The organism is Pseudomonas sp. MF6767 (genome assembly GCF_016405475.1).
Taxonomy (GTDB): domain Bacteria; phylum Pseudomonadota; class Gammaproteobacteria; order Pseudomonadales; family Pseudomonadaceae; genus Aquipseudomonas; species Aquipseudomonas paracarnis.
Window position 1 is genome coordinate 23906 of sequence record NZ_JAEKCY010000020.1, and the last position, 25160, is coordinate 49065.

Sequence of the window (25160 nt, forward strand, 5' to 3'; positions counted from 1 at the left end):
TACTGTCCCCTTTTACTCTTTTATTACATTTTTATTATTTCTATGCACTCAAGACGAACGAACTCACATCACCAAAATTCAAAAACTCTTGAAAACAAGAAGTAACGACACCTATATCTCTAGTTATGAAACTCGCCGGGTAATAGTCGCCCAAAATCTCAACTGAACTTGTCCCCATCGACGTATTATTAAGAGTACGCACGACGTGCTCACCATCTTCAAGGTATTGATTTAGCATCAAAAGATAATTTCCAGAATCAGCGTAAAGATTGATTTCATACGGTCCATATTCAGGCGTCGGTGAAATAGACAACGAAGCGACACCGTCAAATTTTCTATACTTGCTTATAATGGACTTCACATCTTCCAGGGACGGTTGGCGAACAAGAGGGATTTGCAATCTACCGTGTTCAGGATTAAGTGTATACCCTCCAATTATCATCTATTTTTCTCCTTAATGGACTTCATGCCTGACTCCCAGTAATAGTTTTTCGGAAGTCCCGTTTTATCATCTATAGCTTTCACGGTGAGCGATTTCAACTCAGCTTTTTCTGCGGCAGCAGCAATGTCACCTTTGCAGAAACCGCATACATCTTTTCCTGCGACCGTCATGGACATGTCCGCCCCCGCAGTTTTACCAGAGCTATATGCTTGCTGAATCACACCTATTTCTGCGTGGGCATCTTTCATATTTCCGTTTGGATAAAGCTTGCCAGGATTCGTAGCAGCTTTATCTGCAATCCTATCCGTGATCAACGAAGGTATTTTCGGGTCTGCCTCGTTGAGCGGACGAGAGGTCTGATTGACGTCTTGGAAGGTTTGTCCACCTACCTTTCCCTCTGCGGCTACTTTCGGAGCCGCGCCCTTAGCCGCCCCTTCTATAACATTCCTCTCGGCCAGTGCAGCGGTTTCGGAATCCGTAAACATGCTTGTTGCGTTTGCATTCTTAGACGCAGCGCCTTTGGCTGCTCCTAACTCTGCTCCTTCAACGACTCGCCCAGCAACCTTACCTGCCCCTCCTAACCCACCGCCGAACATCATGCCAACCATTTCGGCATGATCACCCTTCATAGTTTGCTGCACCGCGAGGCGCGTGTCGTCCTGATTCTTATCTTGGAAGCCCCGAACGATAGACTGTTCTGCTTTGTTGAGCCCGCCGCTCTGATCATATTTATCCAGCGCTGCATTACCCGCCTCCACGTCTAGGCGCTGCGCATTACAACTCGTAGGATCATCACACTTCAGCAGCGTAATGCCAGTTTTCTTATCGCTGATTCCTGCGTACTTAGTAGCCACATCGCTACGGCAGGATGAAGGGCTGGCTGCCCCACGGCACCCTTTCAAATCCTTAACTAAATCATCAACTTCATGGTGATTTAGGTAGTTATAGGCCGTGGCATTTTTCGCGATTTCAGCACCTTTCTGCACGTCACCGTCAGTCGCACCAGCGGCCGCAATTCCGACCAATTGCGAAGCGGCTAGCAACAACGCTGGATCGCCATCTACCACTTTCGCCAGTGAGGTTACCAGTGCTTCGTTAGCTCCAGCAGCGAGAGCGCCCGTAGCAAAACTGCCGCCGCCAGCTTCACTCAAAAGCCCGCCAACCAAAGCATGCAGAGCGATTTTTTGAGGCCCTGATTCTGACCATTTTTGGCCTTTCGAGTAATCGCCTACAGCGTTAAAGGCGACCGCTTGCAACGTGCTCTGCAACTGCGACCGTAGGGAACTACCGAGATTGTCTCCAAAACTACCGCCTTGAATAGCAGTGTTTAAACTTGCTTGGGCAACTCCTTGCGCCCCCGAATAGACGGCAAACCTACCGATGTCAGACGCGGAACTGAGGTCAAACCCTTTTGTAATGTGATTGACGTTGTCGCCAGTTACACCAAACGCAGGATCAAGCACGCCAGCGGTAAAACCTGCAGCTAACGCCCCAGTTGCATACCCCTTCAAGGCTTTGCTTGACGTAATGTCTTGAAAAGTTGCACCGATGTTTCCGCCGTTATTGATGAAGCTGACGGTGCTTCCACTGGCAACTGAAGTTAACGAAGCAGTTGCCATAACGTTGCCCCAACCGGCTGCTGCGGTCCCAACCGCCGTACCAGCTGAGACCATAGCCGAACTGCCTGCCGCAGCCATTGCCGTACCAGACCCGGCACTGGCACCCGCAGCAGCGCCCGCGACGCTACTTGCGGCCCCAGCCGTCAAAACTGTCACTACGATGATGATCGCCAGCATGGCTCCTTGGCCTAAGCTGGAATGGCTGTACTTGAACGAATCATGCAGTTCCTGCACTTGCCGCCAATCCACATCCCCACGCTTCTCGGCTTCTTTCAACCAAGCCAACTGTGGGTCTGCTTTGACCATCACATCAATCGTCTGGCTAACCGTGTTCTGATCAATCTGTTTAATGTCGATCTTCAGCCCGTTAACCGCCTTGATCGCCAACTCACCCTGTGCCTTCAACTCACTTTGGCGCAACGTCTCGTCGGTATTCCCCTTGCCCTTCGCGCTGGTCCACGCCAGGTCACTCTTGCTCTTCTCGTGGCTCTCCTGGTGCAGGTCTTTGACCGCCTCGAAGGTCACCGCGCCGCCACTGGTGATGGCCAGGTCCTTACCGCTCTCAAGCTTGGCCCGCTGATACAACTGATCACCGCCACTGACCAGCGACAGATCACCACCAGTCTTGATCTCAGTCCCCACATTCGTGACGTGGGTCACCTCATCACGCTTGGTCTTCTTCGCGCCCCAGCCCCCCTTCTCCTTCATGTCGTAAAGGCTGTAGGTGCTGTTCTGCGCCGCCAGCAGGTTCAACTTATCCCCGCTATACAGATAAGCCTCATTCCCCGCACTGATCCTGCTCGCCACAATCGTGGTATCACGCCCCGCCTGGCTGACGAAATCCCCACCCGCAGTCAGCACGCTTGCCACTTGAGTAGTCTGGTCGTCCGAAGTCTTGATGCGTTTTGTGCCGTCCTTTTCCTTGCCCTCGACGTTGTGCATGTCGCTGACCGAGGCGACGTTGAGGTCGCGGCCGGCGGCGATGTTGAGGTCTTTGCCGGCGGTGGCGGTGCTGCCAATGATGTTGACGTCTTGCCCGGCCTGCATGTTGAGGTTGCCGCCCGCCGTGACGCTGGCGGCGAGGTTTTTGACGTCAGTGGTGATGCTCGATTTTTCGCCGCCGTCGCGGGTCTCGTGTTTGACGCGGGTGTCGCTGGCGGCGATGAGGTTGAGGTCGCGGCCGGCGGTGAGGTTGGCGTCGTTGCCCGCTACGAGTGCGCCTCGGTTGGTGAGGTCGCGCCCGGCGTCGATGGCGAGGTTTTCGCGGGCGACGATGGTGCCGGCGCTGGTGTCGGTGAGGGTGCGCATGCCGGCGCCGTCACGTACCTGGATGGCGGTGGTTTCGTTGGTGATGTCGCCTTTGAGCGCCGTGAGGCTGACTTGCTTGCCGCGGATTTCGCCGGCCATGGCGTTGCGGATGCTGTCCTGGGCCAGCAGGTTGAGGTTGTTGCCGGCTTCGACCAGACCGCCGGTGTAGATGCTGCCGCTGCTGATGGCGGAGAGGTTGTTGCTGGCGCGCAGGGTGCCGACGTTGATCAGGTCGCCGCCGGTGACCAGGTTGAGGTCGCGGCCCTGGATCAGGCTGTTGCCGCGCACGTTGCGCGAGTCGGCCTGGGCCAGGTACAGCACCGGTACGAGCACGGTCTGGCCGTCGATGACGCGGTTTTCCATCCACACGATGTCGTGGGTCAGGGCGCCGACTTGCTGGTCGGTGAGGGCCACGCCCAGGCTCAGGCGCAGGGCGTCTTTGCTGGCGAGGCCGTTGTCCATCAGGTAGCGGAACTGCTCGGCGTCGCTGTACAGGCCGCCGGCGAGGAAGCGCTGGCCGGTTTGCGCGAGGACGGCGTCGCGGATCAAGCGGGTTTCGTACTGGCCGTCACCGAGGCGGCGCCAGGCGTTGTCGGCGTTGAAGCCGAGCTTGCCGAGCAGGTAGTCGGAGCTGAGGAAGCCCGATACGGAAGTGAACTCGGGGTTGGTTTCGATCAGGTAGTGGCTGGCGGGGTCGGCGTTTTTGACGAACAGGCCGTACTCGCCCTTGGGAAGTTGGAAGGTGGGCGAGGTGGTGGGGTCGACCGGGGCAAACGCGGTGCCGGTGTAGTCCACGGGCACGAAGCCGCCACCAGGGGCCACGCCTACCACGGGCAATACGCTGCCGGGCGCCTGGGCGCTCGGGTCGTTGGCGTGTTTGCTCAGGTTGATGTTGATGCCGCCGACGGGGATGCCGGTCTGGTCGTCGCCGAGGGTGCCGGTCAACTGGGCCAGGGTGTTGTTGTGCAGCGTGCCGTTTTGCAGGGTGCGGGCGACGTTGAGGTTGACCGTGCCGCCCGCTTGCAGGGTGGCGTCGTAGCCGGGGCCGCTGTTGTTGGTCCAGGTGGTCACGTCACTTGCGTAGGCGAACGGCAGGCTGTTGGGTGAGCGGCTTTTGAGTTCTTCGAAGCGCGCCTTATCAAAATTCCCGGCCGCCGTGGCCGCATTGAACGCGGGCACGTCGACGTATTGCATGCGTTCAAACAAATCGTCGGAGACGTGACCTGGCGTGCCGATGACAAGCTTGCGCTGGCCCGTGCGCGTGGCGGCGCCCTGGTTGAGCAGGTCACCGGCAGTGATGCTCAGGTCGCCATTGGCGGCCATCAGGCTGTAGCGGTTCTGCACGTTGTCGCCTTGCAGCAGCATGTTTTTGCCCGCCACCAGGCGCGCCGCTACCGAGTCCTTGGTCGCCGCCTCGAGGTACGTTTCGTAGATGGTGATCTCGCCGCGTTCCCAGTTGTCGCTCTCGCCGCAGTGCTGGCCACAGATCCAACTCAAGCTGCCGGTGGTCAGCGTTTGCCCGAGTTCGAATTCATCTTTGGCGTTTTCGATAAAGCCCGCATTGATGGCGATCGAGCCTTCGCTTTCCACGGTGCCGGAGCGGTTGCTGAACAGCACGGCACGCCCGCCATCGCGGGCGGCGAAGCTCAGGTTGCCTTTGCTGTAGACATCGCCATAGCTGTTGCTGAAGCCATTGCTGCGCAAGGTCATGTCGCCGCCGCTGAACAGCAGCGTGTCGGCGGCATTGGTGATGCCGTTGACTGCGGTGAGGTTCACTGCACCCTGGGCACCGAGGGTGCCACGGTTGTTGATTTGCGCGGCGGCGATGTCCAGTTGCTGGCGGGCGGTGAGGAAGCCGAGGTTGTCCAGGGTGCCGCCCAGGGTCAGGCGCGCATGGGTGGCTGCCAGGCGGCCGCCGTTCTGGTTGAGGTTGTTGGCGACGAGGGTGAGTGTTTGCAGGGCCGAGACGCGGCCGCTGTTGGTGATATCGCCGGTGGTGATGCTGATGTCGCCGTCGCTGAGCAGTTCGCCGCCGTTGTCCAGGCTGGCCACGTTGAGGATCAAGCCCTTGGCGCTGGCCATGCGGTCGCCGGCCTTGAGGGCCAGCCCTTGGTCGCTCTTGTAGGTGAGCACGTCGTTAAGTTGCACGCGGCCCAGGCCGTCGACCTTGCCGAATGCCCAGTCGGCGCTGCCCATGCCCTGGATATTGCCCTGGCTGCCTGCGAGGCTGGCGGTGTTGAGGTGGAACAGGCCGGTGCCGGCGTGTTGCAGCATGCCGTTCTGGTTGTTGAGGCTGGCGGCGTCAAGGCTGAAGGCCTGGCTGCCGAATTCGAGGGTGCCGTTCTGGTTGTTCAACGCACCGCTGAGGTTGAGTTTGCTGCTGGCGCCGCCCAGGGCACGCAGTTGGCCGTTGGCGCTGTTGTCCAGGTTGCCGCCGGTGAGGGCCAGGCCCTGGTTGGCTTCGATCAGGCCGCCCTGGTTGGTGAGGGTGTCGCGTGAGGTCAGGTTGATCTGATTGCCGCTGACCTGGCCGCCCGCGCTGTTGTCGAGGGTGGCGCCGCTGACGGTCACTTGTTCTTTGCCGAACAGTTTGCCGCCACGGTTGGCCAGGGCTTCTACGGTCAGTTGCAGGTTACCGACCAGGCTGGCCATCAGGCCGCCGCTGGCGTTGTCGACGCTGTTGGCGGTGACGCTCAGGCTGTCGCCCTGCACGGTGCCGCCCTGGTTATCCAGGCGGGTGGTGTTCAGTTCGGTGAGGGCGCCGCCGCTGAGGATCAGGCCTTTGCGGTTGCTTACATCCTGGCCGCTGTAGCTCAGGCCTTCGGCGCCGGCCAGCAGTTGGCCGTTGTCGTTGTTCAGGTGCTGGGCGGCGATGTCCAGGCGCTTGCCGCGCAGGGTGCCGCCGTCGTTGTTGAGGGTGGTGAGCTGCTTGACCAGCACGCTGCGTTCGCCTGCGTCGATCTGGCCGCCGACGTTGGTGAGCAGGTCGCTGACCTTGAGCACCACATCACCGCCATCGCTGACCAGCGCGCCTTTGTTGCTGTTGGTGAAGGTCTGCGCGGTGACGTCGACGGTCTGGCCCAGCAGGATGCCGGCGCTGTTGTCGAAGCGCTCGCCTTGCAGTTGCAGCAGGCCCTCGCTCTGGATGCGGCCCTGGGCGTTGAGCAACTGGCCCGGGCCTTTGAGCAGCAGGCTTACGCCCTGGGCGCCACCGGCCAGCAGGCCGGCGTTGCGGTTGTCGAGGCCCGAGGCGCGCACGTCGAGGTGGTCACCCAACACGCGCCCGGCGCGGTTGTCGATATCGCCGCCGGCCACGTCGAGCAGCAGTTGCTTGCCGACGATGGTGCCGCCCTGGTTATCCAGGTTGGCGGCGTGCAGTTCGATATCGCCCTGCCCGGCCTGCAAGCGGCCCTGGGCGTTGTTGAGCTGTTGCGCGGCGGTGAGGGTGAGCTTGCCGGTGTCGGCGCTCAGTACGCCGCCTGCGTTGCTGCTGAGGGTGCCGGCCGTAACGTTCAGATCGGTGCTGGCCTGGACGAAACCCTGGTTGTTGTTAAAGGTGTTGGACACGGCGAGGTTGAGCGCGCCGCCGTCGGCCTGGATCAGGCCCTTGAGGCTGTTGTCGAGGTTGCTGGCAGTGACGGTCGCGGTCTTGGCCACCAGCACGCCGTTCTGGTTGTTCAGGCTGCCGGCGTTGACGGTCAGGTCGTTGGCGATGACTTGCCCACCGCTGTTGTTCAGGTCGGCGCTGGTGAGCACCAGGCTGCCGCCGGCCATTTCGATACGGCCCTGGCGGTTGTCCAGGGAGGCGCTGTTGAGCGTGGCGGCCTGGCCTTCGCCGAAGCGGATCAGGCCGCCGAGGTTGACGATGGCCGGCGAGTTGATCGCCAGGGTTTGTTCGCCAAACAGACGTGCGCTGGCGCCCTGGTTGGTGAGTTTGGCGCTGCTGACCTCGACGGTCTTGGCCTGGATGATCGCGCCCTGGTTGGTCAGCGCTTGCGCGGCGGTAATCGCCAGTGCGCGGCTGGCCAACAGGTTGCCGCTGGTGGTGACGGTTTGCGCGTTTACCACCAGATCGCCGGTGGTGTTGCGGCTGTTATCGGCGGCGACGCCGGCTTCGATGATGCCGGGGTTGTTCACGCTGGCCGCGTTGATGTCGATGCGCTGGCCGGCGGCGATGCTTTTGCGGTTGACCAGGGCCTGGGCGCTGGTGACCTGCACGTTGCCGTTGGCGTAGACCTTGTCGGTGAGGTCGACGTTTTGCGCGGTGACCTTGACGTTACCGGTGGCCGCCGCCTGCGCCATGCTCAGGCGCCCGTTGGCGTCGAGCTGAATATCGCCGCCACTGGCGGCCAGGGTGCCGTCGAGCTTCACGCCCACACCTGCCTCGGTGCCCACCAGTTTGATCGCGCCGGCATACATGCCGCCCAGGGCCGACGAGTCGATCGCCAGCTCCGGCTTGGCGCTGCCGTCATCGGCGCGGGCGGTGGTTTTCAGGCTTTGCGCATCGACGTCGTTGCGCCCGGCGATCACGTTGAGTTCGCGGGCGTTGATTTGTGCGTTGATCTTGGCCGAGCGGGTGATGATGTCGAAACGTTCGACGTTGCTGGCGTTCAAGCCTTCGCCGTCGATGGTCACGGCGCCGCCATCCACTTCATAGCGCTGCAATTGGCCGCTGGCGTCGAGCACCGGTTTGCCGGTGGTGAGGGTGACGTTGGGGGTGTTGATAAAGCCGCAACCGCTGCACGTCACGCCGTACGGGTTGGCGACAATGACCTTGGCCGACTGCCCCGCCACTTCGGTGTAGCCGCGCAACTGGCTGGGGCTGCCGCCGTTGACTTCGTTGAGGATGACGTTCGCCGCGCCGCCCTTGAGGTTGGGGTTGCCGACAATGATCCCGCCCAGTTGGGTGTTGACCATGGCGGTGTTGCCGTTGTTGAGAATCACGCCGTTGGGGCCGACGTTGTAGTCCTTGAACTGGTTATGGGACAAGCCCGCGCCATTGGGGGTAGCGATGTTTACCACCGGCACGCCATTGCCCGCCGCGCCCACGGTGGTGCCCGGCGCACTGACCACAATGCCCTCGGCCTGGGCCAGCAGCGGCTGCCAGAACAGTGCGTTGGCAAGGATCAACGCCAGCCCGCGCTTGGGCAGGCCGAAGAACGCGTCCCGGCGCTTCAGGGCGGCAGAAGGTTGGCGGGCCAGGAAGGCGAATTGGCGAACATCCATTGTCAGGCTCTCATGCAGCGGGGCGTTGAATTACAGGAAAAAATCCATGCGGAAGTAGATCGGCGCTTCGCGCTCGGTAACCACACCGGGTCTTTCTAACGAATGAGCAAAGGTCACGCTGGTGCTGACGTGTTTGCCACGGGCGAACAGCTCCAGGGAGTTGCTGGACACCCGGCCATGAACGTTGTCGTTGTAGCGGTCGTTGCGGATCACGCCCTGGTCGTAGCCGACACTGGCGCCGTACTCGGCGAAGGCCGGGCGCATCCAGTCGAGGGTCACCGGGCGCGCCCAGCGCACTTCGTTGCGCCAGTAGCCGCCGCTGTCGCCGGTCAGCAACTGGTCCTTGAAACCGCGCACCGAGGCCGAGCCGCCGAGGCTCATGCGCTGCGGCGAAAACAGCGGGTCTTCGCTACGTTGGCCGGTGGCCAAACTGCTGAAGCTGAACGACTCGCCCCACAGGCTGAACGGTTGCAGGTAGCTGACGGTGGCGGTGTATTTGCGGTAGCGCGAATTGGGCTGACGCCGACCGAGCGGGTCACGCTCGTCTTGAGACTGGGCGTCGAGCAGGCCGATGCCGCTTTGCATGCCAAGGTCCAGGTTGACGAAGGCACTGCCGATGCGCCGACCGTGGTTGACGCCCAGTTGCAGTTCGCTGAGGCGGTTGCTGCTGGCCTCGGTGCGTGCGTCGAGGATGTAGTTGTTGGTGCGCAGGTGCGCCAGGCCGACGTTGACCGAGGTCTTGCTCACATCGTCGCGATGGATCACCCGCTCGGCGCGCAGTTGGTGGTTCTGGTTGTCGCCGTCCTGCTTGAATTTGAAGCCGTCGGTCACGCCGTAGGTGCGGTAGTCGCTTTCGCTGTAGGTGTAGCTGAAGTTCCACCAGCCCCAGGGCAGGTTGTAGTAGAGCATGGTGTTTTTCGAGGTTTTCTGGTGGTCGCTGATGGCGTCATGGCCGCCGCGCAGCATCAGTTGGTCACCCAGGCCCAGTGGGCTGTCCCACTCAAGGCCAGCGCCCCATTGCTGTTCGCCGGTGCTTTTCTGCCCGTCGTTGTTGCGCGACAGGCTGGCGCGCCAGGGCTTTTGCGCGGTGTTCTTGACCACCACGTCGCTGCCGCCGATTTGCTTGCCGGGGGTGAGTTCCATCTGCGCCTGTTTGGACGGCAGGCGGTTGAGCTGGTCCACCAGTTGCTCGATTTCACGCAGGTTAAGTGCTTCGCCAACTTTGCCGGGAAAGGCCATGGCCAGTTCGCGGTCGGTCACCGTGCTGCCTTCGGCGCTGCGCAACGCTTCGAGTTTGCCTTCCACCACCAGCACTTGCAGATGGCCGGTGGAGAGGTCTTGCTGCGGCAGGTAGGCACGGCTGGTGACGCGGCCTTTGCCGAGGTAGTAGTCGGTGATGGTTTTGAGCAGGTCGTTCAGTTGGGACACGCCCAGGCACTGGCCGATGTAGGGCTTGAGCAAGCGCTCGCGGTCGGGCGCCGGCAGGCTGTCGGCGCCTTTGAGTTCGATGGTTTTGATCGGGAAGCAACGGGTGTCGGCCGGGGTTGCCGGGGCTTGGGGCTTGTCCGCTTTGCCGGGCAGATCCTGAAGCTCCTGGAGGCGCCGCTGTTGCTCTTCGAGCAGGCGGTTCTGCCGGTCGCGGATCAAGTCTTGATCGCCAGGCGTGGGGGCGGCGGATGCACTGTTCAGGCCCATGCAGGTGAGCAGGAGGGTGCAGAGCAATAACCGGGTCCATGGCAATAACGAAGACATGTTCGATCCATCGAAAATCAAGGGCCGCGAAACTAACATCGAACTTCCAGCCCGCCTAGAAACGGGCGACGTGGGGCCGTTCGACTGATTAGTTTTCTAACCTGTTGATTATTAATGATAATTTTTCATCAAAAGAGTTTAAGTCGGGCACTTGCAGTGATTATTCCGACAAGTGGCAACTGTTTTGATGGCGATTCGACGAATGACTTTCCGACTGCCATTACTTAGCCATCAGATGTTCGCCGAGTTAGGTTAGTACCGGAGAAGGGGGAAAAGTTCGCGGGGGTTTTGTGAATTGGATCCCATTTATCGGAATTGCGACACGTGCGTTGAATCAGGTGGGGAGCACTCGCGCCATTTTGTAGGAGCGAGCTCGCTCGCGAAAAACTCACAGGCGCCGCGTTTATTCAGAAAGCACGCGTTATCGCTGGCGTTTTTCGCGAGCAAGCTCGCTCCTACATAATGCCCTTGTCTTTGTCGGGTACCAGGGTCAGGCCGGGGCGTTCGACGTCGCGGGAGACGTGGGACTTCACTTCTTCAACGCCGCCCTCTTCATCGTTGTGAATCACCAGCACGCCGGGGCGGCGCAGTTGTTCGAGGTCGCCGTCGCCCAAGTTGAAACTTTCACTCAGGTGCTGGTCGCTCAGCGCATTGGCCTCGGCGCGGCGCTGGGCGAATTTGCGCCCGCGATGCTGTTGATAACGTGCCCAGCTGATCAGGATCACCGCATTGAACAACGCGATCCACAGGTAAACCTGCAAGGTGTTGAGCGCAGCAAAGATAGGCGCCTCGATGCGTGGGCCGCCGTGGGTTTCAAGCATGGCGCTGATGCCTCGCGCCAGCAGCCAGATCAACCCACCCCAGGCCAGCAGGGTCAGCAGCACATCGACGATCCACATCAGTGTGTTTTGGCGAGTTCTGACCAGTTTCATGATCACGCCTCCTCTTGTGCAGGTTTGATACCGCGGTCCGGGCTGACCCAGCGTGCGCGTTTCTGATGCTGGTTGAACAACACCTTGGGAAAGCTGACCAGGGTGGTGAGCAGGCTGACCAGCCAGAACACCATCGGGTACCACACGGTCCAGAACAGGGTTTTCCACAGGTCTTTTTCGTAGCGCCGGTCGATCAGGATGCTCACCGCAAACTGCAGCAGGCACACCATCGCCAGCACCAGGCCGGTGAACGCGGGCGGCACCAACGAGCTCACGGTGATCGCCGCCGGCAGCGTGACGAATTTACCCACGGCCCAGAAGATCACCGACAGCAGGAAGGTGAAGGCCCAACCGGTAGACAGGCAGTACTCGAACAGCAGCGGCCACAGGTAGCGGTGGCGCCATTGCCAGATGCCACGGATGTTCTTGAACAGCACTTCAGCGCCGCCCTGGGCCCAACGCAGGCGTTGTTTCCACAGGCCGCCGACGGTTTCGGGCATGAGGATCCAGCACAGCGCGCGCGGCTCGTAGAAGATCGCCCAGTGATCGAGTTGCAGCTTCCAACTGACATCGATGTCCTCGGTGATCATGTCGGTGCTCCAGTAGTCGATGCGGTCCAGGGCCTTCTTGCGAAACGCCACCACCACACCGGAGACCGTGAAGATCCGACCGAATACCCGCTGGGTACGCTTGATCAAACCGATGATCGAGGAGAACTCGCCCACCTGCACCCGGCCGATCAGGGTCGAGCGGGTACGAATGCGCGGGTTGCCGGTGACGGCCCCCAGGCGCGGGTTGTCGAGCATCGGCGCGACCATGTAGGCGGCCGCGTTTTTGTCGAGCAAGGCATCGCCGTCGATGCACACCAGGTATTCGCTGCGGGCGGCCACGGCGCCCATGCGCAGGGCCACGGCTTTGCCCTGGTTCTGCGCCAGGTGCAGCACGCGCAAGCGCGGGTGTTGCAACGCCAGGGCATCGAGAACTGCGGCGGTGTTGTCGCTGGAGCCGTCGTTGACCGCGATCACTTCAATGTTCGGGTACAACTGGCCGAGGGCCGCGCCAATGGTGTCAGCGACGTTATCGCCCTCGTTGTAGCAAGGGATGATGATCGAGATCAGCGGCTCGCCGGCCAGGGTCGGCGCCGGCGTGTCTTCTTTCCACGGCCAGTGGCGTTCCCAGTGCAGCCAGAAATACAGGCCACCGGCTATCCATAGTGCCGACATGAACAACGGGTAGAAGAACACGAAGTCCATCAGGAACTGCCCGGTCACCAGGAAGATCAGGCCCAGGGGCAAGCCCAGTACCAGTGCCAACACGAATAGAGCCAGGATTCTGTCAACCATGATCAAGGGTTCCATTGGTTGGAGAGGGCCGGACGAATAGTTTTCAAGTCCGGGGAGTTTTCCAGGAAGTTGTCCGGGTAGTAGCCGAAACTGGTGACGCCCTGGCGTTTGAGTACACCCATCCACTCTGCCAATTGCTCAGCGCTGATATCCGGTGCGGCCTGGGTGCGCCAATCTTTGGCTTGCAATTCGAAGATGGTTTTTTCCATGGCGCCGGGGCGCGCCTTGACCGTGGCGATGAGTTTTTCCAGCCAGGCGTTGGAGGTCTTCACTTCCTGGCCTTCCATCAACGGCATGGCCATCGGCGCGGTCCAGTCGTAGGCCTGGAGGAAGTCATCAAGGTTCTGCGCGAACCAGGTTTCGCTGCCAGGGTTGAGCATCGGCTCGGCGAAGATATTGCGCGCGGTGAGTACCTGCGGCCCACGGATAGCGCGGACCTTGGCGGTGAGCTCATGGGTGAAGTCGATCAGGTAGCGGCTTTTGAAACGGGTCCAGCGCTGCATCACGGCCGGGTCGGCACGCAGGGCGGCGATGGTGTCCGGCAGGCCTTGGGCCGCATAGGCCTTGAGTGCTGCGGGGCTGGCGTCTTCGAAGTCGTTGAACACCGCATCATCGTGGTAAAGGATGCCGTCAATCGGCCCTACACGCGCCAGGTCTTGGTAGATCTCACCGATGACCTGCCGCACCTTGGGATCAAATGGCGACAGGCGTTTGTATTGATCCGGGTCGGGGCCGACCTGGCCGGTTTTCGGGTCCCAGCGGGTCACACGCGGCAGCTTGGGGTCCAGGGCAAAACTCAGCACCGGCATCCAAGCGTACACACTGGCATGGGCACGGGTATGCAATTGCCAGGCAACCCGGTTGAACAGGTCGGCCCGCATCGGCAGGTGGCGGTTGGGGAAGTACAGCGAATGCACCAGGCCGTCGCCCTTGGGGTCGGCAAAGGCTTGCAGGAAGACGGTGCCAGCACCCATGTCCACCACGCGCTGAACCAGCACGTCGAGGTTGCGCGCCTGTTGGGCCGGGTCGGGGTCGTACACGTTGTCCAGGTCTACGTGCAGCACGCGCATCGGCGCTTTGGTCTGCACGGCGACCATGCTGTTGGCAAAATGCTCGCCGTCCGGGTCTGAGGCCACCAGAAAGCGTGGGCTGTTCATCAGGTTGCCGAGGTCGTCGAGCCCGTCTTCCAGGGTCAGCGCCATCTCGTAGCCGTGCTCGCCGACCACCGCCAACGAGGTGCCATCGGCGGCCCCGTATGGCCACACCCATACACGTGGCGCCTTGCCGGTGACGGTTCGGATTTTGTTCGAAATCGCGGCGACGTCAGCCCGCATACGCGCCTGGAACTGCGCTTCGCTTTCGTAGCCGTTGGTTTTGGGGTCAAAGCTTCGCGTGGTGGCGGCCGGTTCCAGGTTGCCCTGGGGGTTGGCCAGGATGCCTTTGTGATTGGCATCGGTGTGGGCGGCGATTTCCACCAGGCCAGACTGCGACACCTCGCGAATCTGCTGCCACGTCAGGAACTCTCCCCGTGGTCGTGGCGTACCGGCAAAATCCACCGGTTGGTTCAACGGCGTGTCGATCCAGGACCCCACCGGTGCCAGCAATGCAGGCCAGTGGTAGGCACGCAGAATCGGCATCACGCGGGTGTAGAAGCTGGAATAACCGTCATCGAAGCTGAGCATCACCGCCTTGGGCGGCAATGCCGGGCCGCCGCGCCGGGCTGCCAGGATCTGGTCGACGCTGACCGCCTGGTAGCCGTTTTCACGCAGCCACGCCAGCTGCTCGATCAAACGCTCGGTGCGCACCGCCACCACGGCTTGATCGGGGTCGCGATCTTCTACGTCGTGATAGGCAATGCCCAAAAAGTGGTTCTTCGGCCACGGCGCTTCGTTGGGCGCTATCGGCCGTTCGGCGGGTGGAGTGTAGGGCGCGGGTTGTTGGGCGCAGGCGGCGGCCAGCATTACACCCAGGACCAACAAGCAACGGCTGAGGACGGTCATGGTCAGGCTCTTTTAGAAACGGTAAGTGAGGTCGACGAGCAGGCGCAGATCGCGTTCGCGATCACCGTCATAAGGTCGGCTGATCAGGCTGAGGTTGGCGCCCATTTCCAGTACGTCATTCCAGCGATAGCGTTGGCCGTAGCCAATCAGGCCAATACCGCCGGTGGAGTAGTCACGCTGGCTGTAGGTACCCGCGCCGATTTGGAACTGCTGACTCCACTGGGTTTCGTAGCGGTGATAGAGCACGTGATTGACGTTGATCATGGGCAAAACCGTGAAGTCCGACTTCGGGTTGAAGTACACGGTGTCTTGCTTGCTGTTGCGGCTGGCGCCCACTTCCAGGCCCAGGTCCACTTGCACATGGGGCGAGCTGTAGAGGCCCTCGCGGCCGGTGAGCAAGGCTTCGAAGCGGTCGTTGCCGTCGCTGAAATGGGACGGGCTGAGGGTCAGTTTCCACTCGCGGCTTTCGTTGGCGCGCCAGCGGATAAAACCGCTGCCGCCGTTGGCTGTGACACCGTCATTCAGGGCCCGCAACGGCGTGGTGCTGAGCAAATAGCCAAGGCTGCCGCCGTATTGCCAGTGGTCGTTGATGTCGCGGGCAATCGACACGCTGGCGCCTTGCTTGGAACCGTCGCCATAGGAATGGTTGGACACTTCGGCTTCGATGGTCATGTCACGGGTGCGACGCTCCACGCCCACGCGCTGCCAGCGATGTTGGCCAGTGCCCTCCTGGAAGTCGGCGGTGGCATAGCCGGCACCGGCGAACAGGCGCCAGTCTTCGTCGATGGGAGGCGTGTAGATCACGCTTTCAATGCCCCAGTCTCGGCTGCCGGAGACGGCACCAGCGTCGTTGTTATTGCCGCCACCGTAGCTCTTGCCGGTGTAGGCCTCGACACGCAACTCGGCCATGTCGTGCACATCGCGCAGGCGGCTCAGGCGCTGCACCTGACGGTTGTCCGGGTTACGGGCGAGCACGTCGTCGGTGAGCGCGTCCATCTGCCGCCATTCTTGCAAGTCCATGGCGGTATAGGCTTGGGAGACTTCCAGACCGATATCGCGGGGAGCCTGGGTTTCAGTTTCCTTGAGCGTGCCTTCGGCGCGACGCGGCCAGTCGCGGGCGCGGTACATGTCGGCCTGGGCCAGGCGCAGGCCCACATTGCCCGGTGCCTTGGCCACCAGGGCTTCCAGGCTGGCTTCGCTGCCGGGCAGGTCACCGCCATAGGTACCGGCCTGGGCGGATAATTGTTGGGCGTCCATCCAGTTGTCATTGGGGTTACCAATGGGCAAGCCCTTGAGCTCAACGCGGGGGTTTTGCTCCTTGGCCAGGTTGTTGGCGACCTGGCGAGCCTCTTCGACCTTGTCGCTTTCCAACAAGGCGTAGAACAGCGCCGTACTGTCATCGACCCGATAGCTGGCATCGGTGTCGGGGGCGGTGAGTACCTGGCGGTACAACGGCTCGGCCTTTTCCGGCTGGCGCTGTTCCAGGTAAGAGCCGGCAACCCAACGCAACGCGTAGGTAGGCAGTTGCACGCCTTCGCCAGTGAGGGTCTGGTAATCGCGGATCACCTCGGCATGCCGTGCTCGCGCTTTGAGCGCGCCCAGGCGGTCAATGCGCCAGCGGATGACGTCGTCCTTGGCTGTGGCGTCCGGCGCCCAGCGACTGATCAGTTTGTCGTAGTCCTGCAGGGCACGGTCTGCGATGACGTAGCGTTCCTTCTCGCTGCGTGTGGCGAACTCAGCCATGCGCACACGCTCGGCGGCAAGGTCACCTTCGAGGCGGCGCTGGGTGACTGCGTCCACCAGCCCCGGGCGCTTGGCCGAGAGGCGCAGTGCCGGCTCCGGCAGCCGCGCCTTTTGCAGGGCAACGATGTATTCACGCGCCACTTCGGGTTTATCGCCCGCCCGGATAAAGGCTTGGTCGAATTCGAACAGCGCGTCGTAGTTCAGGCCGGCACGTGTCAGCGCATATCCCAGGGCCATGCGGCGATTGGGGTCATTGGGTTGCGCCGCCACCAGCGTGCGCAGGCGTTGTACCGCTTCGTTGGCTTTGCCGCCATCGGCCTGGGTGAGGGCCTGGCCCAGTTGCAGGTCGACGTTATTGGGTTCACGCAGCAGCGCCTGGCGATAGACCGCTTCGGCCTGAGCCCACTGCTTTTGATTGCGATAAGTGCGCGCCACCGTGGCGAGTGCCTGGGTGGTGAGGTTGCGATGCTTGCCTTGCGCCTCGTAAACCTTGAGCACTTCAGCATCTTGCCCGGCCCAGCCGGCGATCACCAGGTGGTCGCTGACCTGGCCTGGGGTCTGGCGTTCGGCGGAGAGTTGGCGAAGTTGGGTCAGCGCCGGCGTGAAGTGACCGTTGCGGGCCTGGATGATCAGAGCGTCGTAGGCAGGGTCGGCAAATGCAAGGCCTGGGACCAGCAATTGGCTGCACAGTGCGGCTCCGATAAGCAGACGCAACCGGCCTGAGGCACTGTAGGGGTGGTTTCGCAGCATGTCGTGAGCTTCCTTACACACGGAAAGCTCTAACGATAGATGGTCCTGAGCGAAACGCTTCAGGGTGTCGGCGTCTCGGGACCCGACCTAGCTTTCCTGTAGGAACTATCCCTTAGGGAAGTAGGGGGAAGCACAATTCAGAACAATTGTTCAGAATTGTACGACCGCGATTTTTTGCCCTCACACAAAACAAAAGTGGGAGCCGGGTTTGTGTGGGAGCCGGGCTTGCCCGCGATGCAGGCACCTCGGTCGTCCAGCCAGACCGGGGCGATGCTATCGCAGGCAAGCCAGCTCCCACACAAGCCAGCTCCCACATTTTTTTATCGCATTTCAGGTTTATTGGGCGCCGCTGACCGCACCGGCTTTGGACATCACAAAGCTGAGGAACTGCTCAACGGTCATCTTCTGGCCGTTGAAGGTCACCTCGTTGTTGGCGTAGTGCAGCTTGGAAACCACGTCGGTGCCCACCAGGGTCGCCAGTTGAGTACCGACCGCCATGCTGCTGACCATCTCAGCCGCCATCTGCGATTGCTGTTCGATGGCTTGCGGGTCGGTCACGCCGCCCACCTGGGCTTGCAGGGCCGCCACGTCGCTGATCATCGGCTTGGACAGGGTCAGGTTGGCATCCAGCAGCGAGACCATTTGCTTGCCCAGTTCAACCGGCGGCAGCTCCATGGACGTTGGCTTGGCCAGGTCCACCACCAGGTTGAACTTGCTTTCGCCACGGGTGGTTTTGAGCGACAGGTTTTCCACGGCCAGTTGCGGCTTGGCGGCCAGCACCTGGTTGACGTTGGCTTCCGCAAGGGCTTGCTCGGCTTCGGTCATTTGCAGCTCCGGCACCGGTTGACCGGCAGCAGCGGCAGCTTGCACCGGTTGCATCTTGTCCTGGTAGAGCTTGGTCAGCACCAGCATCGCCGGAATGTCGACGTTCTTCATGCTCACGGCCATGGCGGCCGAACCGACTGCTTTGCCCTGGTAGCCGATCTCGTCGATCTTGTAGTCGACGCGGCCAGCCAGGTTGTTGTCCTTGGTTTCGCTGGAGTCTTTCTGCTCGAAACCCTTGAGGGTCAGCACGGCTTTCTGCGGGCCGAAGGTGACCTTGGTGTCGGTCAGCTCCACGGTGTTCTGGCCGGTGTAGAAACCGAAGGTGGTTTTTTCCAGGTTGCTGGCGACGGTCAGGCCGGCCAGCTCCGCTTCGAACGGTGCGCCTTCGGCGTCCACTGCGGCAACCTTGAGGCTGTTCATGAAGCCTTCGGCCTTGACCTTCTGGCCTTCGGCGCTGCTGTCGAAGTTGAGGTTGGCGCCGGAGAAGCTCACCGAGGAAGTGGCGTCCTTGAACTCCAGGGGCAGCAATTCGATGTTGCCGCTGACCGAACGGCTATAGCCGATATTCGCCACGCCTTTGAGCGGCGACACGTCTTTGCTGGCGGCGAACCATTTTTCGGTGGTGGGGTTCTTTTCCAGTTCGTAGTGACTGGTGGCCATGACCGGCAACCACTTGAGGGTCACCAGGCGCGAGAACGGCAGCGGGCCGTGTTCGATATGGTCGACGAACAGCAATTCGGGGTTCGGGTTGTCTTCGCCGAACACGCTGCCTTGGCCCTTGAGGCGATAGTGCGCGGTGCTGCTGAACACGCCACGGTCCAGGGACACCAGCTCCAGGGTCACGCTGCCATCGACGCCGGCCATGGAGGTCTGCAGTTCTTTATTGGCGCTCTGGATAGCGGTTTGCAGGACCGGCTCCAGTTGTTTACCGGTGTACCAGGCACCGCCCGCACTGACGGCGCCGACGGCGACAACAAAACCCAAGAAAACAACGGCTGGCTTATTCATGAAGTGACCTGATCAAATCCTGTGAGAAGTGGGCTGTCTTCCTTGAACCCTGTAGGGGTTCCTGTAGGAGCGAGCGTGCTCGCGAACAACGCATGGGCACCGCGTTCATTCAGAATGCCCGCGTTATCGTTGGCGTCTTTCGCGAGCAAGCTCGCTCCTACAGTCGTGGCCCGTGTGGCCAAAGGCTGGGGAAGATTAGCACTGGCGGGCGTAAACGGCCCAACCTTTCAGAGGGATCAGTTCAGCAGGAGTTCAGGAGTACTCCTGTTCGACTTCATCCAGTTGGTGATCAAAACTCTTCAAGCGTGCGGTCCAGGTGTACACCAGCACCTCGAACTCGCGATGTATCACGGCATTGCCGGGGGTGTCGGCCTTGGGGTCGCAAAAGTCCAGCTGGTAGCGCTCGCGGGCCATTTGCGTGGCCACGTCGGACAATTCCCGCGCGTTATCCAGCCAGTGCCTACCGTCGGCAACCTGCCGATCCAGCAGCACACATTGTTTTTTCAGGATTTCGAGGCTTTTTTCCAGCGGCGTGCCGGTGAGGTCGCCCATGACTTCCTGGAACGTGCGCCCCGGCTGCCAGTAACTGCCCCAGAAATAGCGATCGAACACGGTTTCGACACGGCGCAGGGCGACCTTGGTGTCCCAGATCGCCACGCGGGTCTTGCCCTGTTCGAGGAGTTTTTTCTTCACGCGCTGGTTTTGATACGACGCCCAGGCCACCACGCCGATGGACAAGGTGCCGATCACCAGGCAGGCGCTGTCGAGGAACACCATGGCCTTGTCGAGTTGATGGGCGAGCATGACGCCGTAAAAATACGCGGCCGATAACAAAACCAGTGCGAAGAGCACGCACCAGAAAGCGGGAGCATAAGGGTTTTTCATTCTTGGAATCCCCATGAGCAAACGCGAGCTTTGTCGGGTGAGGCGTCACGGCGCCTCACCTGACAAAGCATAGCAATCACCTCACGGTTTGCCGGGTTTTACCCCTTGCGTTCGTCCGCTTTCCCAACCGCCGCCCAGGGCCAGGAACAGGTCGATCTGGCTCATGGCAACCTGGGTGTTGGCCGCCGCCAGTTGCGCACGCATATCGGTGTAGGTGCGCGTGGCTTGCAGGTCGGCCAGGAAGGATTCGCGGCCGGCCTGGAAGAAGCGATGGGTCTGGCCGGCGGCTTCTCGCGCCGACTGTTCGGCGTCGGCCAGGGCGTCGCGGCGTTGCAACACGGCGGTGTATTGGGCCAGGCCGGTCTGGGTTTCGCGGATGGCGTTGAGCACCACGCCGTCGAAGTGGGCCAGGGCACCCTGGGTCGCGGCTTCAGCTTCATGCACGCGGGCGCGAGCGCCGTTGGTCGGTACAGTCCAGCTGATCATCGGGCCAAAGCCCCAGCGGTTGGTGGCAGGCGTGCCGAGGTTCTCCAACAAGCCGACGGTGCCGACCGTGGCGCCGATGCTGATATCCGGGTACAACGCGCCGGTCGCCACGCCAATACGCGCCGTGGCGGCGGCCAGCTGGCGTTCGGCCTGGCGTACATCAGGGCGGCGCTTGAGCAGCGTGGCGCCATCGCCTACCGGCAGCAGTTGAGCAATATGTGGCAGCTCGGCACAGGTGCCCGTGCCGGCTGGCAGTTGGTCGACAGGTTTGGCCAGCAACATCGACAGCCGGAACAGCGCCGCCTGACGCGAAGCTTCATAGCGCGGTATGTCGGCGCGCAGGGATTTGTATTGGGTTTGCGAACGAGTCACCTGGGTCTCATCGCCACGCCCGGCATCTCGCAAGCGCTGGGTCAGTTTGGTGCTCTGGGCTTGCAGGTCGAGGGACTCGTTGGCAATCGCCAGTTCTTCGTTGGCCGCGCACACCTGGGTATAGGAGCGCACCACATCGGCCACCAGGGTGATGCGGGCGATATCCGCCGCGGCCTGGGTGGCATCGGCGCTGGCCTGGGCGCTTTCGATGCCGCGCTGCAAGGTGCCGAAGAGGTCGAATTGATAGGACGTGGTAATCCCGACGCTACCGATATTGCCTACCGGGACTTTGTCCGGCAGCAAGAAGGCCTCGCCAGACTCCTGTAAACGCTGGGCCTCGGCCTTGACGCCGGCACTCCAGCCGCCAGCGGATTCGGCCTGCTGCACCTGATAACGCGAGCGCTGCAGGTTGGCGGCGGCCACGCGCAGGTCGGTGTTGGAGGCCATGGCCTGGCGTACCAGTTCGTCCAGGCGCGGGTCTTTGTACAGCTTCCACCAATCCGCCGGCACCGGTGCCGACACCACGTTTTTGCCTTCACCCATGATCGGCCCTTGCAGGTCGCCACGGTTGACTGCGGCCTGTTCCGGCAGTTTGTAATCCGGGCCTACAACTTGGCAGGCCGACAGCAACAACCCCAGGGAAGCGGTTGCCAGAAGCCGCTTCATGGTTTGTCCCCGTCTTTAACTTTGTCGTCAATGATCGACACCGTCGCCGTGCGCCCGGCGATCATGCGAAAGTCCGCCGGCACGTCATCAAAGGCGATACGTACCGGAATCCGCTGGGCCAGGCGCACCCAGCTGAACGCCGGGTTGACGTTGGGCAACAGGTTCGAGCCGCTGCTGCGGTCGCGGTCTTCGATACCGGCGACGATGCTCTGCACGTGGCCATGCAGGCGCGCGTTGTCGCCGATCACACGGATGTCCACGCCCATGCCGACGTGGATGCCGTCGAGCTTGGTCTCTTCGAAGTAACCATCGATGTGGAAGGAATTGCTGTCCACCACCGACAGCACCGGGCGCCCGGCGGTGACGAATTCCTGGGTACGCGGTGCGCGGTCGTTGACGTAGCCGTCCACAGGGCTGCGGATCACCGAGCGGTCGAGGTTGAGTTGGGCGGAGTCCACCGTCACTTGCGCTTCGGCCAGTGCCGATTGGGCGCGGGCGACGCGGGACTGGCTCTCTTCCAGTTGCTCGCTGGGCACCAGGTTGCCCAGGCCACGGTTACGCTTGTACTCGCGCTGGGCCTGGGCCAGGGTTTCCTGGCGGTCGGCCACGGCGGCCTGGGCTTGGCGCAGGGCCAGCTTGAAGCGGTCCTGGTCGACGGCGAAGAGCACCTGGCCCTTGGTCACCAACTGGTTGTCGCGCACGTCAACGCGCTGGATCAGCCCGGAAACGTCCGGGGCGATCTGCACGATGTCGGCACGGATGTGGCCGTCACGGGTCCAGGGCGCAAACATGTAGTACATGACCATGCGCCACACAACGACGACCGCGAAACTCACGATCAACAACGTCAGGACGACACGGCCGATAGTCAAAAAAGGTTTTTTCATGTCATCAAATATCGACTGAGTGAGTCCACCGCGCCCAGCAACAGCGCGTAGAGCCCCACATTGAACAATGCCCGGTGCCAGACCAGGCGATAGAAGTGCATGCGCGTCAACAGCCCGTGCACCACCAGAAACAACACATAAGTAATGCCCATCAGCACCAGCAGCGTGGGCAGGAACACCCCGCTGATATCCAGGTCACCGATCATAAAGGCGCTCCATCAGGTAACGGCGCTTGCATCTCTGTACCGCCAATGAACTCCACACCGGGCAACAGCGCCAGACGCAGGCCGGCCAAGGCGTGCAGCAGATGCAGGCGCGTGTCGTCTTCGTCTTGCAGGCCCTGGCCATTGAGGGCGCGACGCGTGCGGTCCAGGGTCATCAGCAGACCGCTGGGCGCGGGCAAGCGTTCACCCGCCTTGAGGCAGGCCTTGAAGTAACCGCCCACGCCTTCCACCACCTGGTTGAGCAACACCCGTGGCACACCGAGGATGCGTGGCGAGTAGGCCAGCAGGTCGAGCAGGTTCAGCGCCACGCGCAGGTCGCGCAGAGCGATGCCAGTGTCCTGGCCGGTGAGGGCCAGGCGCGGCAGGTGTTGCATCAGGCGGTCGAGCATTTGTACGGCCATGTGCCGGTGCTCGGCCAGGGTGGCGGGCTCGGTGAGGCTGACGATGTCGCGCCAGCTGAAATGGGTGAGGCGCTTGGCTGCCAATTCAGCGCCGAAGGGTCGGGCGATCAACGTCCACACGAACGCGAACAGCAGGCCAACGGGCCCGGCCAGGTTGACGTTGGCGAAGTTGAGAAAGTCCGCGTCATAGGCGCCCTGGATGCTGATGAACGACGAGGTGTTCACCAGCGTCAGCAACATGCCCAGGTAGAAGCGTGGCTGCACGGTGAGGGTGCCGATACAGATAAACGGCACGGCGAAGGCCAGCACCAGCATGGGGAAATCGTGCAGGTTGGGCAGCACCAGAAACAGGTACAGGCTGGCGAACAGCACCGACATGGCGGTCCAGAAAAAGAACCGGTAGATCTGCGGTGCCGGATCGTCCATCGAGGCGAAAAAGCTGCAGGCGACGGCGGCAAGGATCACGGCGCTGCCGCCGTCGGTCCAGCCCAGCAGAATCCACAGCACCGAGGCGACGATGATCGCGGTCACGGTGGAAAACGCCGAGTAGAACATCAGGCCACGGTCGAGAAACGGCGTGAGCCGGCCCAGGCGCCAGTGGCGGTAGACGGCGCGCCAGGTGTCCTGGCTTTCACACTGGATGGCGGCTTGCAGGCTGCGGCAGTCTTGCCACAGGTCGACCCATTCGCCCAGGCGGTACAGGGCGTTGGAGAACAGCAACGTGTGGCGGTCATCCAGCGCTTCGCCCTGGGGTTGGGCGGCGTCGATCTGGTCACGCAGCACGCGCCAGCGTTCCAGGGGTGCTTGTTCGGTGGTGCTTTGCAGCCAGGCGTTGGCCTCTTCCAGCAACGGTTTGAGCCGGTCGAGAAACTCCGGTGCGCGATGCTCGATGGCGTACACCGCATCATCCAGTGCATCGATTACCGGCAGCAGATGGATCATGCGCCCGCGCAGTTCCTTGGTGTTGCGCACCGTTTGTGGCCGCGCGCCTTCGTGAGGCAACTGGCCGATCATCAACTCAAGGGTGTTGAAGGTGGCGACCATGCCGCCGCGCAGGTTACTGACTTCTTCTGGGTCTACCTGACGGGTGAGGAAGCGCTGGCTATAGACCTGGGCGTCGCTGAACCACTTGGCCACCGAGCCATCGAACACCGGCATCAGGCGCCGAGGCCAGAACATCGCGCCCACCACCGCTGCGACCGCGATGCCGAGGAAGATTTCTTCGGTACGCGCCTCCGCCACATCCCAGACCGCCAAGGGGTTATCCACCACCGGCAAGGCAATCAGCGGCAAGGTGTAGCCGGCCAGCATCAGGGCGTAGTTATTGGCGGTGCGCAGGTGCATGGACAGAAACAGCAAGGTGCCGGTCCACAACGCAATCACCACCACCAGAATGTAGGGTGACTGCACGAACATCGGCACAAACAGCACCGCCGCCGCCGCGCCCATCAAGGTGCCGATGGCGCGGTACAGGGCTTTGGAACTGGTAGGGCCGACAAACGGGCTGGATACGATATACACCGTGGCCATCGCCCAGTACGGACGCGGCATCTGCATGAGCATGGCGATATACAGCGCGATCATCGACGCGGCGAAAGTACGCACCCCGTAGAACCAATCGCGGGCAGGCGGGAAGCCGGTAAAAAATCCGTTCAAGGCGACACAGCCTCGGCCGCTTCGAAGGCGCGCAATACACGCAGTGCCGCTTGCAGATCGTCGGGGGCGATATCCGCCAACACGTCCTTGCGAAGGCGCACCAGTTGCGCCTCCACCGCCTGCACCAGCTCACGGCCACGCTCGGTAAGGCTCAGAGCCTTGGCGCGGCGGTCGTGGATATCTTCGGTGCGGCATACGTAGCCGTCACCGCACAGTCGGTCGAGCAGGCGCACCAGTGATGGGCTTTCCATACCGGAAGCCTGGGCTACTTTGACCTGGTGTACCCCGTCGCCCAAGCGACCGATCATCAACAACGGCACGGCGCAGGCTTCGGAGATGCCATAGCTCACCAGCGTGGTCTGGCAGATTTTGCGCCAATTACGGGCGCCCACCACCATGCTGCTGCTGAGGCTCATCTGGAGTTGTTCGAGGGATTGAGGCACTGGATAGTTCGCATACAGTTAGTTTGCTAACTATCAATATGGTCGATGCATGGAGCATCGTCAAGTTTTGAAACAATTTCGCAGATGAGTGGTGGGATGTGGCTTGAGTAAAGCGGGTTTTAGGGTAGGCATCAGCAAATCGCTGATATTCGCCATACGACAAACAAAATGTGGGAGCTGGCTTGCCTGCGA

14 protein-coding genes are annotated in these 25160 nt (G+C 61.6%); all 14 read right to left on the reverse strand.

The window, feature by feature from the left end:
- Positions 1–40 precede the first annotated feature (40 nt).
- Entirely contained in the window at positions 41–442 is a 402-nt protein-coding gene (locus tag JFT58_RS24560; RefSeq protein ID WP_054896839.1) for a DUF6911 family protein, read from the reverse strand.
- A complete protein-coding gene (locus JFT58_RS24565; protein WP_198834688.1) occupies positions 439–8595 on the reverse strand; it encodes a cytidine deaminase-like fold-containing protein in 8157 nt (2718 codons plus the stop codon). The genes JFT58_RS24560 and JFT58_RS24565 overlap by 4 nt, the downstream gene beginning before the upstream one ends.
- Positions 8596–8625: 30 nt before the next feature.
- Complete coding sequence (locus tag JFT58_RS24570) at positions 8626–10347, reverse strand: ShlB/FhaC/HecB family hemolysin secretion/activation protein (RefSeq protein ID WP_103299352.1); 1722 nt, start codon at positions 10345–10347, stop codon at positions 8626–8628.
- A gap of 455 nt (positions 10348–10802) precedes the next feature.
- Positions 10803–11279, reverse strand: a complete 477-nt coding sequence (gene pgaD, locus JFT58_RS24575) for a poly-beta-1,6-N-acetyl-D-glucosamine biosynthesis protein PgaD (RefSeq protein WP_034125431.1) — start codon at positions 11277–11279, stop codon at positions 10803–10805.
- Between the two features lie 2 nt (positions 11280–11281).
- Positions 11282–12622 (reverse strand): poly-beta-1,6-N-acetyl-D-glucosamine synthase, encoded by a 1341-nt coding sequence (gene pgaC / locus JFT58_RS24580; protein WP_054896841.1) that lies wholly within the window; start codon positions 12620–12622, stop codon positions 11282–11284.
- 2 nt (positions 12623–12624) lie between these two features.
- Positions 12625–14622, reverse strand: coding sequence for a poly-beta-1,6-N-acetyl-D-glucosamine N-deacetylase PgaB (gene pgaB, locus JFT58_RS24585; protein ID WP_060766277.1), 1998 nt, complete (start codon positions 14620–14622; stop codon positions 12625–12627).
- A gap of 12 nt (positions 14623–14634) precedes the next feature.
- Positions 14635–17115: a poly-beta-1,6 N-acetyl-D-glucosamine export porin PgaA gene (pgaA, locus tag JFT58_RS24590; RefSeq protein ID WP_054896843.1), complete on the reverse strand. Its 2481-nt coding sequence runs from the start codon at positions 17113–17115 to the stop codon at positions 14635–14637.
- 336 nt (positions 17116–17451) lie between these two features.
- Positions 17452–18948, reverse strand: a complete 1497-nt coding sequence (locus JFT58_RS24595; RefSeq protein ID WP_034125427.1) for a YdgA family protein — start codon at positions 18946–18948, stop codon at positions 17452–17454.
- A gap of 252 nt (positions 18949–19200) precedes the next feature.
- Positions 19201–19833, reverse strand: coding sequence for a hypothetical protein (locus JFT58_RS24600; RefSeq protein WP_054896844.1), 633 nt, complete (start codon positions 19831–19833; stop codon positions 19201–19203).
- An 81-nt stretch (positions 19834–19914) separates the two neighbouring features.
- Positions 19915–21357: an efflux transporter outer membrane subunit gene (locus JFT58_RS24605; RefSeq protein WP_054896845.1), complete on the reverse strand. Its 1443-nt coding sequence runs from the start codon at positions 21355–21357 to the stop codon at positions 19915–19917.
- Positions 21354–22244, reverse strand: a complete 891-nt coding sequence (locus JFT58_RS24610) for an efflux RND transporter periplasmic adaptor subunit (RefSeq protein WP_032878498.1) — start codon at positions 22242–22244, stop codon at positions 21354–21356. The genes JFT58_RS24605 and JFT58_RS24610 overlap by 4 nt, the downstream gene beginning before the upstream one ends.
- Positions 22241–22450, reverse strand: a complete 210-nt coding sequence (locus JFT58_RS24615; RefSeq protein ID WP_003187469.1) for a DUF1656 domain-containing protein — start codon at positions 22448–22450, stop codon at positions 22241–22243. Before JFT58_RS24615 ends, JFT58_RS24610 begins: the two co-directional genes overlap by 4 nt.
- Positions 22447–24525, reverse strand: coding sequence for an FUSC family protein (locus JFT58_RS24620; protein ID WP_054896846.1), 2079 nt, complete (start codon positions 24523–24525; stop codon positions 22447–22449). Before JFT58_RS24620 ends, JFT58_RS24615 begins: the two co-directional genes overlap by 4 nt.
- Positions 24522–24941 (reverse strand): MarR family winged helix-turn-helix transcriptional regulator, encoded by a 420-nt coding sequence (locus tag JFT58_RS24625; RefSeq protein ID WP_034125424.1) that lies wholly within the window; start codon positions 24939–24941, stop codon positions 24522–24524. The genes JFT58_RS24620 and JFT58_RS24625 overlap by 4 nt, the downstream gene beginning before the upstream one ends.
- Between the last annotated feature and the right edge of the window lie 219 nt (positions 24942–25160).